This is a genomic window from Streptomyces phytophilus, from assembly GCF_013870535.1.
Lineage (GTDB): Bacteria > Actinomycetota > Actinomycetes > Streptomycetales > Streptomycetaceae > Streptomyces > Streptomyces phytophilus.
Window position 1 is genome coordinate 1 of sequence record NZ_JACBXC010000122.1, and the last position, 9,166, is coordinate 9,166.

Annotated in this window: 14 protein-coding genes; 4 read left to right on the forward strand and 10 right to left on the reverse strand. The window is 71.8% G+C overall.

The window, feature by feature from the left end:
• On the reverse strand, nucleotides 1-685 hold a 685-nt coding region (locus H5J30_RS09415), incomplete at its 3' end, for an RsbRD N-terminal domain-containing protein (protein WP_508470408.1).
• A gap of 155 nt (nucleotides 686-840) precedes the next feature.
• Between H5J30_RS09415 and H5J30_RS09420 the strand changes: the two genes are divergently transcribed.
• Nucleotides 841-1,725: an SGNH/GDSL hydrolase family protein gene (locus H5J30_RS09420; RefSeq protein WP_181786889.1), complete on the forward strand. Its 885-nt coding sequence runs from the start codon at nucleotides 841-843 to the stop codon at nucleotides 1,723-1,725.
• 135 nt (nucleotides 1,726-1,860) lie between these two features.
• Here H5J30_RS09420 and H5J30_RS09425 read toward each other — a convergent pair whose 3' ends face one another.
• Entirely contained in the window at nucleotides 1,861-2,694 is an 834-nt protein-coding gene (locus H5J30_RS09425; RefSeq protein WP_309505477.1) for an SAM-dependent methyltransferase, read from the reverse strand.
• 149 nt (nucleotides 2,695-2,843) lie between these two features.
• Nucleotides 2,844-3,509: a TetR/AcrR family transcriptional regulator gene (locus H5J30_RS09430; RefSeq protein WP_181786891.1), complete on the reverse strand. Its 666-nt coding sequence runs from the start codon at nucleotides 3,507-3,509 to the stop codon at nucleotides 2,844-2,846.
• A 99-nt stretch (nucleotides 3,510-3,608) separates the two neighbouring features.
• Here H5J30_RS09430 and H5J30_RS09435 point away from each other — a divergent pair, with 99 nt between their 5' ends.
• Entirely contained in the window at nucleotides 3,609-4,532 is a 924-nt protein-coding gene (locus tag H5J30_RS09435; RefSeq protein WP_181786893.1) for an SDR family NAD(P)-dependent oxidoreductase, read from the forward strand.
• Between the two features lie 41 nt (nucleotides 4,533-4,573).
• On the opposite strand, the gene H5J30_RS09440 is transcribed toward H5J30_RS09435, so the two are convergent.
• The 6 genes from H5J30_RS09440 to H5J30_RS09465 are packed head-to-tail and all read right to left on the reverse strand — an operon-like array spanning nucleotide 4,574 to nucleotide 7,958.
• Nucleotides 4,574-5,245 carry an alpha-ketoglutarate-dependent dioxygenase AlkB family protein gene (locus H5J30_RS09440; RefSeq protein WP_181786895.1) on the reverse strand — a complete coding sequence of 224 codons (672 nt, stop codon included), beginning with the start codon at nucleotides 5,243-5,245 and terminating at the stop codon, nucleotides 4,574-4,576.
• A 42-nt stretch (nucleotides 5,246-5,287) separates the two neighbouring features.
• Nucleotides 5,288-5,566, reverse strand: a complete 279-nt coding sequence (locus tag H5J30_RS09445; RefSeq protein WP_181786897.1) for an Ada metal-binding domain-containing protein — start codon at nucleotides 5,564-5,566, stop codon at nucleotides 5,288-5,290.
• A gap of 8 nt (nucleotides 5,567-5,574) precedes the next feature.
• Nucleotides 5,575-6,294 (reverse strand): 2OG-Fe(II) oxygenase, encoded by a 720-nt coding sequence (locus H5J30_RS09450; RefSeq protein ID WP_181786899.1) that lies wholly within the window; start codon nucleotides 6,292-6,294, stop codon nucleotides 5,575-5,577.
• On the reverse strand, nucleotides 6,291-6,908 hold the full coding sequence (locus tag H5J30_RS09455) for a methylated-DNA--[protein]-cysteine S-methyltransferase (protein WP_181786901.1): 618 nt from the start codon (nucleotides 6,906-6,908) through the stop codon (nucleotides 6,291-6,293). The genes H5J30_RS09450 and H5J30_RS09455 overlap by 4 nt, the downstream gene beginning before the upstream one ends.
• On the reverse strand, nucleotides 6,905-7,402 hold the full coding sequence (locus H5J30_RS09460) for an RNA polymerase sigma factor (RefSeq protein WP_258563214.1): 498 nt from the start codon (nucleotides 7,400-7,402) through the stop codon (nucleotides 6,905-6,907). The genes H5J30_RS09455 and H5J30_RS09460 overlap by 4 nt, the downstream gene beginning before the upstream one ends.
• Nucleotides 7,403-7,445: 43 nt before the next feature.
• Nucleotides 7,446-7,958, reverse strand: a complete 513-nt coding sequence (locus tag H5J30_RS09465; RefSeq protein ID WP_181786903.1) for a methylated-DNA--[protein]-cysteine S-methyltransferase — start codon at nucleotides 7,956-7,958, stop codon at nucleotides 7,446-7,448.
• 289 nt (nucleotides 7,959-8,247) lie between these two features.
• Here H5J30_RS09465 and H5J30_RS09470 point away from each other — a divergent pair, with 289 nt between their 5' ends.
• The gene (locus H5J30_RS09470) at nucleotides 8,248-8,586 is read left to right on the forward strand and encodes a YegP family protein (RefSeq protein ID WP_181786905.1); all 339 of its coding nucleotides are present in this window, start codon (nucleotides 8,248-8,250) and stop codon (nucleotides 8,584-8,586) included.
• The gene (locus H5J30_RS09475; protein ID WP_181786907.1) at nucleotides 8,583-8,765 is read left to right on the forward strand and encodes a hypothetical protein; all 183 of its coding nucleotides are present in this window, start codon (nucleotides 8,583-8,585) and stop codon (nucleotides 8,763-8,765) included. Before H5J30_RS09470 ends, H5J30_RS09475 begins: the two co-directional genes overlap by 4 nt.
• Nucleotides 8,766-8,771: 6 nt before the next feature.
• On the opposite strand, the gene H5J30_RS09480 is transcribed toward H5J30_RS09475, so the two are convergent.
• Nucleotides 8,772-9,166 (reverse strand): C40 family peptidase (locus H5J30_RS09480; protein ID WP_181786909.1); only part of this gene is annotated, 395 nt, incomplete at its 5' end.

Consider the following 9,166-nt stretch of genomic DNA (forward strand, 5'->3'; position numbering starts at 1 on the left):
AGCCGTTCAGCGCCGTCTGCAGCCGGCGGATCTTGCGCCGGGCGGCGATCCGCGACCGGGGTCCGGGGGAGTGCTCGTCGGGGTGCGGGGCGACGTGCAGCGTGAGGGCGACGTACCGCGGGGCGGGCCGCAGCCCCGTGCGGCGGGCGATGCCCTCCAGCGGCTCGCCGGCGAGCAGCGCGGCCAGCAGTGCGTGCCGCGGCGCGTGCTCCTGGACGTCGAGGACCTGCCGGGCCTCCAGGTAGGCGGCGCTGACCGCCGCCACCAACTGCCGCTGAAGGACGAAGAGATGCCGCAGCACCTCCTGCGCGTCCGCGAAGTCCGCGGGCCGCGCGTCCAGGGAGATCTCCTCCCAGCCCATGGCCGTGCCGATCTGGTACGCGCTGAGGATGGCGTCCAGCGGCACGCCCTCCTCGGCGCGCTGGGCGGCGGACTCCCGCTGCCGTACCAGCTCGTCGTCGCGCGCGGGGCCGCGGCGCTGGAGCACGTCGGCGAAGAGGCGCAGGCTGCGCTGCACGATGTCGGCGATGTCGCCGGCGACCTCCTCGGGCGGCAGGGCGGCGTACACGGGCAGTTCGGTGAGCAGCCGGTCGACGACGCGGTGGGTGAGCGCGGGCACCCGGGCCCGCAGCCGCGCGTCGACCGGGCTGCCGCCGATACACAGCGGTGTGTTGTCACGCGTCACAACGGCTCCCGGAGAAGTCTGCGTTACTGACCAGTTAAGCGCAGCCCGGCCCGTCTGCATCATGTGCACGACACAATTTTCCGCCAGCCCCACCCGCACACCGCACGCACACCCGCACGCACACCCGCATCCACCCCCACGGCCGGGAGCCGCCGATGAACGTGCTGCCGAAACTCCTCAAGGGCGCCCTGGGCGCCGCCGCGGCGACCGGCCTCGTCGTCGGAGGCACGGCCGCCCCGGCCGCCGCCGACGCCGCGGCCGGCGAGGTCTACGTCGCCCTCGGCGACTCGATGGCCTCCGGACCCCTCATCCCGCTCCCCACCGGCCCGCTCGCCTGCGGGCGCTCCACCGAGAACTACGCGCACGAACTGGCCGACCGGCTCGACGTCGCCGAACTGCGCGACGTCACGTGCAGCGGCGCCAAGACCGACCACATGACCCAGCCGCAGTCGCTGTCGCTGCTCGACGTCGACATGGGCGAGGCGCCGCCGCAGTTCGACGCGCTGAGCGCGGACACCACCCTGGTCACGCTGACGATCGGCGGCAACGACGCCGGGCTCGTCGGCGTCGCCCAGGACTGCATGCAGCTCAACCCGCTCGGCGACCTGTGCAAGGACGGCTTCATGGAGGGCGGCGTCGACACCGTCGCCCAGCGCATCGAGGCCATGGGCCCCAAGCTCGGCGCCGTACTCGACGGCATCCACGCCCGCGCCCCGCAGGCCCGCGTCCTGGTCACCGGCTACGGCGACTACATCAAGCCGGGCGGCTGCTGGCCGTACCAGCCGGTGCTGGCCGACGACGCCGACTGGCTCCAGGGCAGCGTCAACCACATGAACCAGGTGATCGCCGACCGCTCGGCGGCCCACGGCGCCGAGTACGTCGACGTGTTCACCCCGAGCCGCGGCCACGACTCCTGCCAGTCCCCCGACAAGAAGTGGGTCGAGGGCTACGTCCCGACCGCCCCGGCGGCACCGCTGCACCCCAACGCCAGGGGCGAGGAGGCGTACGCCGGCATCATCCACTCCCAGCTGACCGGCTGACCCGCTCCCCCCACCCGGCCCGACCGGCGGGGACGGGCCGGCACCCGGCGTTCCCCACCCCCGGGGGGACGCACACACGCCGGCCCGGCGCGAAAACCGGCGCCGGGCCGGCACGTGGTGTGCCCGCACGGGGGTTCAGCCGCCGCCGAGGCGGCCCACGCCGCCGTAGAGCCACACCTCGTCGAGGAGCCGCGGCCGGACGGGTCCCTCCGGGTGCCAGTGGGGCAGCTGGACGACCCCGGGCTCGACGACGTCGAAGCCGTCGAAGAGCGCCTTCACCTCGTGCAGGGGCCGCGGCACCATCAGCGCCGCGGCCCGCCGCTCGCCGTACACGGCGGCGGCGTCGGCGGCCTGCCGGGGCCGGATGTCGTTGGTGGTGTGGGACAGGGCGAGATAGCTCCCCGGCGGAAGGGCGTCCCGGAAGGCGGCCACGATACGGCCGGGCTCCTCCTCGTCCCGTACGAAGTGCAGGACCGCGGACAGCACCAGCGCCACCGGCCGGTCCCGGTTCAGCGTCGCCCACAGCTCCGGCGCACCGAGGATCTCCTCCGGCCGGCGCAGGTCCGCCTGGATGTACGCCGTGCGCCCCTCGGGGGAACTGCTCAGCAGCGCGCGGGCGTGGGCGAGGACGACGGGGTCGTTGTCGGCGTAGACGACCCGGCAGTCCGGGCTGACCTGCTGGGCGGCCTCGTGGAGGTTGGGCGAGGTGGGGATGCCGGTGCCGACGTCCAGGAACTGCCGCACGCCCTGCCGGGCGAGATAGCGGGCCGCGCGGAGCATCCACGCACGGTTGGCGCGCGCGGACGCCCTGACCTGGGGCGCGCGCCGGATGGTCTCCTCGGCGGCCGAACGGTCGGCGGCGTAGTGGTCCTTGCCGCCCAGCAGGTAGTCGTAGATCCGCGCGGGGTGCGGCACCTGCGGGTTGATCGGTAACCGAGGCTCGTCGCCTGACGGCGGTTCGTGGGTCACGGGGCATCTCTCCCGGTCGGTTTCGCCTGACGCACAACGACATCTCAACGCGCCCAACATAGAGCCGCGATCCCCCGGCCACCATCCGGCCCCGGTGCTGCCCGGGCTGGTCTTGGATGCCGACGTACGGCTGGGGGAACGTGCTGGCCTCAGGCGCGCGGCAGTACGCCCAGGAGTGTCGAGGCGAAGGAGATCCGCAGAGCGTCGTGCAGCTCCAGGTGGAGCACGCCGAGGGCGGGCTCGTCCGCGTAGGCGGCGAGGAGGCTGGGCGGTGGCGGGACGTATGCCGACAGGGCACCGGCCGAGACCAGGGCCATCAGGCAGAACTGCTGCGCGTCGTCGCCGAGTTCGGGCAGGTGGCGGCGTACGAGTCCGGTCATGGTCGCGAGGTGGGTGAGAGAGGAGCGCTTGTGCCGCTTGACCACCTCGACGGAGACGTTGTGCTCAAGGACGCCGCCCTGTGCGCCGAAGAGGTCGCACAGCACCACCCGGTCCGACAGCGACCGGCTGAGGATCTCGGCCAGCCGGCCCGCCCGTACATCCGGTGGCGCGTGCGGCTCGATGCCCGCGGCCAGTTCGCCGGCCAGTTCGGTGAGCCAGCTCTTGAGGAAGTCGTCCAGCAGTGCGAGGAGCACCGCCTCGCGCGACTCGAAGTAGCGCAGGACGTTCGACTTGGCGAGGCCCACCCGCCGGCTGAGCTCATTGAGGGTCACCTCGGCCACGGGCATCTCGTCGAGCATCGCCGCCGCCGTGTCCAGGATCGCCCGGCGGCGGATCTCCCGCTGCTCCTCGCTGCGCGCCCGTTGGAATGTCACGCCCTCAGCCTAGCTTAAAGACCACCGGTCTCTTGACAGGAGACCGGCGGTCTTTTAGGTTGGGGCCGTAACAGACCGATGGTTCTTTAGGGGTGCGTCATGAGCGGCAACTGGACCGAGCAGCACATACCCGATCAGCACGGCCGGGTGGCGATCGTGACCGGCGCCAACACCGGGCTCGGCTTCGAGACCGCACGGATGCTCGCGGCGCGCGGGGCGACGGTGGTCCTGGCGGTGCGCGACGTGGAGAAGGGCGAGCAGGCAGCCGCCCGCATTGCCGGCGACGTCGCCGTCCAGGCTCTCGACCTGGCCTCCCTGGACTCGATCCGATCCGCGGCGGCCGACCTGCGCGCCGCCCACCCGCGCATCGACCTTCTGATCAACAACGCGGGCGTGATGTACACCCCGCGACAGACCACCGCCGACGGCTTCGAGCTGCAGTTCGGCACCAACCACCTCGGCCACTTCGCCCTCACCGGCCTGCTGCTGGACCGGCTCCTGCCCGTCCCCGGCTCCCGCGTCGTGACGGTCAGCAGCACCGGCCACCGCATCCGGGCCGCCATCCACTTCGACGACCTGCAGTGGGAGCGCTCGTACAGCCGCGTCGCCGCCTACGGCCAGGCCAAACTCGCCAATCTGATGTTCACGTACGGGCTGCAGCGCCGGCTCGCACCGCACGGCACCACCGTCGCGGTCGCCGCCCATCCCGGCCTGTCCCACACCGAACTCGCCCGCAACACACCCGCCGTGTTCCGCCTGCCCCTCACCTGGCTCGCGCCGCTGCTCACCCAGAAGGCCGAGATGGGCGCCCTGCCCACCCTGCGCGCCGCCACCGACCCGGCCGTCACCGGCGGCCAGTACTACGGCCCCGGCAACCGGGGCGAGGTCCGCGGCTACCCGAAGCCGGTCGCCTCCAGCGCCGGCTCCCACGACCAGGCGACCCAGCAGCGCCTGTGGACCGTCTCCGAGGAACTCACCGGGGTGACGTTCTCGGCGCTGACTGCGCCGCGGACGGATTCCTGAAGCCGCCACCGGATCTCCGCGAACGATCCCGTGTCATGCGGTCACCCGTCGAGCCCGGTCATGCGCATCGTGATGTTGATCCGGCCGCCGCTGATACCGCACCCTTCGGGGGCGGTGCTCTCGTGCACCTTGGTGACACCGTGGTAGGCAAGTCGGGCCGGTCCTCCGAAGACGAAGAGGTCGCCGGAGGCCAGCAGCAGGTCGGCGTAGGGTCTTCCGCGGCTTTCGGTGTTGCCGAACCGGAACGTGCAGCTGTCGCCGATGGTCAGCGACACGACCGGGGCGTCGGATCTCTCGTCCTTGTCCTGGTGCATTCCCAAGCGGGCCCTGGCGTCGTAGTAGTTCACCAGCGCGGTGTCGGGTGCGTAGGAGCTGACCGCGGCCGCGTCGTGGCCGGTGGCCTGAAGGGCTCGGCGTCCCAGGCGGACCATCCAGCCGGGGAACGGCAGGACCCGGGCGCCGTTCACGTCGGTGGCCTCTCGCGTGTACTTGTACGGCTGCCAGTGCCATCCCAGGCATACGGTGCGTACGGACATCCGGTGTCCGCGGACCTGCGCGGCGCGGAGGGGGACGGGGCCGCGTACCCACTCGTGGAACCGGTTCGCGATCCACTCCTGCTGCGCCCGGGACAGCCAGTCCGGGACGTGTGTGGCGCCCGGGGTGATCTCTTCCGGCGCGCGCTCGGGGAGTTGAGGAGTGAACAGCGGCGTCATCGCTTGCTCTCCGGGGGATGGGGTGCATGAGCGGGGGACTGGTCAGGGGGTCCGTCGTCGGCCGTTCTCCCGGGCGGTCTGCCACTGCCGGTAGCGGTCCTCGCAGCAGGTGGCGCAGGGGCGGAACCCGGCGGCGACCGCAGTGACCTCGTCGGCGAAGAAGACGCGGTGTGCCACGTAGCCGCCGCGCGCGATGGTGCGCAGCGCCGCGGGGCAGTCGAGTCGTCCGTAGATCTTCGAACCGCGGTGGCCGCCCCACCGGCCTTGCGTCCCGGACCGGTAGGGGCCGCCGTCGGCGCCCAGGAGGAGGTATGTCTGCACGGCGTCGTTCAAGCGGCGTCGTGGAAGACGAGGGCGAGGGTGCGGCGTTCGCCGGACCGGATGGCGGACACGCCGTGGCGGACCGGGGCGGCGGACCAGCCGCGGGCGGACTCGACGGGGCGGTCGCGGGTGGTGAAGAGGTACCCGTGACCGTGCGGGAGCAGCGTGGCCGTGCCCCGGGACTGGGCGCGCGGACGCTGCTCCAGCAGGAGGAACTCGCCGCCCGTGTGGTCCACACCCGGCTCGTTGAGGTTGATCACGACCTGCAGCGGGAAAACGAGGTCGCCGTACAGGTCGCGGTGCAGAGCGTTCCAGTCCTTCTCGCCGTAGCGGAACAGGATCGCCGTGGACTTCGTCTGGCCGGCGTCGTGGCACATCCGAAGCCACTCGTCCAGCGAGTCCGGCCACGGCGCGGGCCGGCCGAGCTTGGCCCACCAGTCGCGGGCGATGGGGAGCAGCCGTGGGTACAGCGCCTGCTTGAGCCGCTCGATCGCTTCCGGGTACGGCGTGTCGAAGTACCGGTACCGGCCCTCACCGAAGCGGTGGCGCCCCATGTCGACGGTGCTGCGGAACAGGGCGTCCTGCTCGTACAGCTCTCTGATCTCCGCGGTCTCCCCGGGCGCGAGCAGCTGCGGCAGCAGTGCGCCGCCGTACTCGTCGACCTCCGCGGTGATGGCGCTCCAGTCGGCCTTCTCGACGCGGCTGTGCCACCGGTCCGTCTTCTTCATGCCGCGGCCTCCAGGTCCAGCAGCGCGGTCTTGGCCTCGGGTCCGCCGACGTAGCCTCCGAGCGTGCCGTCGGTACGCAGCACGCGGTGGCACGGGACGACGATCGGCAGGGGGTTGGTCGCGCAGGCGGTGCCTACCGCCCGGACGGCCTTGGGGTTGCCGACTAGCTCGGCCATGTCCCGGTAGCTGCGGGTCTGGCCGTACCCGATCCCGGGCAGGTGCGTCTGCACGAGGCGCCGGAATCCGCGTGACAGGGACAGGTCCAGCGTCAGGTCGAAGACCTGGCGGCGCCCGGTGAAGTACTCGTCGATCTCGTGAGCCGCCTCGTCCAGTCGCTTCGGTGCGCGCAGGATCCGCGGGCTGAGCTGCCGGCCGAGGGCTTCCAGGACCCGGTCGTGGCCCTCGGTGGCGAACGCCACCCGGACCAGCCCCTGCGGGGTGGCGGCGAGCAGCAGCTTGCCGACAGGCGAGTCGATGGTCGTGTACGCGACGTCGACGAGATCGGCCTGCTCCGCGGCCTGTTCCAGACGGCGGTGCAGCCGGCCGAGGGTGTCGGCGTCCACGGGAGTCGACAGCAGGACGGCCATGTCGTCGTCGTTGCGCCTGTCGCTCATGACGGGTCTCCTTTCGTGTGCGCGCCCGGATAGGTGTTCCTGAGGTTCTTGAGCCCGTCCGCGGCGGCTCTCCGGGCCGCCTCGACGGTGCCGCCGAGGATCTCCGCGATCTCGGCGTATGCCAGCCCCGCCACGTACCGGTAGGCGATGGCCTGACGCTGTTTGTTCGGGAGTGATTTCACCGCGCTCCACAGGCCGGCGTCCTCGGAGTCCGGGATGCCCTGTGCGGTCGCGCCTTCCGGCACTTCCTCGACCGGCAGGGGGTTCCTCTTCGCGGCACGCAGCACGTCGATCGCCTTGCGGTGCGCGATCGTCACCAGCCATGCCTCCACGTTCGCCGTCTCCGGCAGATCGGGATAGGCGCGCATGGCGGAGAGGAAGGTCTCCGACCACGCGTCGTCCGCGTCGTGCGGGCCGAGGACGACCCGGCAGACGCGCAGCACGGTTGCGCCGTGCTGCGCGACCACGCTCTCGAACGGTTGCTTCATGTTCATCCCACTGAAGACGTACGTGCGGTGGCAAACGTGAGCTTTACGGTCAGAACAATCGTCCCGCGCCGACCGCGGCCGGCTCCTCAAGTTCCAGCAGTGCGCGCTTGCGCTTCAGCCCGCCGGCGTAGCCGGTCAGGGACCCGCTGGAGCCGACGACGCGATGGCACGGGACGAAGATGCACAGCGGGTTCGCACCCACGGCCTGTCCGACCTGCTGCGCGAGGCCGCGATCGCCGACCTGCTCGGCGATGCGACCGTAGGTGGTCGTGTCACCGCGCCGGACGCTTTTGACGATGTCCCAGACGGCGTGCTGGAAGGGGTCGCCGTCGGCAGCGAGCGGAAGATCGAACTGCCTGCGCCGCCCCGCCAGGTAGTCCCGCAGCTGGCGGACCGCCTCGTTCAGCAGCGGGTCCGTCCTGCAGCTGGTCTCAGGACCGAACGCCTCCTGCGGGGGCCGACGGACGTGGTGCCTGAAGTACAGGCCGGCGATCGCCCCGCCCTCGGCGGCGAGCGTGATCGCTCCGAGTTCCGTATCGGTCACGACGTGTCGGGTGCTCATCTGCGTCTCCCCTCTCCTGCCCGGTAGACGCCTGCCGCCCGCAGAACGTGAGATCCCGTGGGAGTCGCCAGCGACCGGATGATCGCCGAGAACGGTCCAGCCGCACCGCGCCGCTCATGACGTCCCTGTGAACAAGGGGCAACTTCGTCGTGAGAGGTCGCCGCTGTACCCCCTGATTTCTCCTTATGCCGCCTGCATCTCCATAGATTGCGCTTGCGGCATGACCGGCCGTGTCAGTGGGGGCCATGGCGGCGGCAGCGGATACGGGGGAGATGGGGCGGGGAACGGGATGGCACGGGCTCGTGTCGACCGAAGAGCGGCGCCCGGGGCGCGCTGTCACATCGGTGCCAGCGCGCACAGCGGCTACGGCTGGCGGCTGGTCGCGCCCAACGGGCGGGTGGTGGCCGTGTCGGCGCACGGCTATCCGGACTTCGGGGCCTGCCGGTCGGCCTTCGAGGACTTACGCGTCCACCACGCGGCGCACGTGGGCGCCGTCCAGCACGGGCCGGACGTCCACGGCTGGGTGTGGCAGTTACGCAGCCCCGGCGGCGAGGCGGTGGCGGTCTCCGCGCGGCCGTACGAGCGCTACTCGACGTGTTGGCGCCGCTGCCGAAGGGGACGCGGGTGACGATCTCCGGGCCGATGGGCAGGCTGGAGTACCGGGTGTACCAGAACCACATCACCCCGGGGCAGGGCGGTCAGAACCACGGCCTGTACTGGGGGGACGTCACCCTGCAGACGTGCGTGGGCCCGGACACGGGCTTCAGCTACCTGGAGCGCACCTGGCCGCCGATCGACAGGGCATGACGGGCCTCATCCGGGCCGTAGAGCGCTGTGGATGGGCATGCTGTAGATCGACTCGGAGCGGACGAAGGCGCCGGGACGAGGCGCGTGGATCATGTGGCCGCCGCCGGTGTAGAGGCCGACGTGGCTGATGTCGTCGAAGAAGAAGACCAGGTCGCCGGGGCGCAGTTCGGCGACGGGCACGGAGGTGCCGGCGGTGACCTGGTCCCACGTCACCCGGGGTATCTCCACCCCGGCCGCCCGCCACGCGGCCTGCGTCAGACCGGAGCAGTCCCACGCGTCGGGCCCGGTCGCGCCCCACACGTACGGCTCGCCCAACTGCGCCTCGGCGAAGGCGATGGCGGCCTCGGCACCCGCGGAGACGGGCCCGTCGTCGGCGGGCGCGGCGGCCTCACCGGTGATGG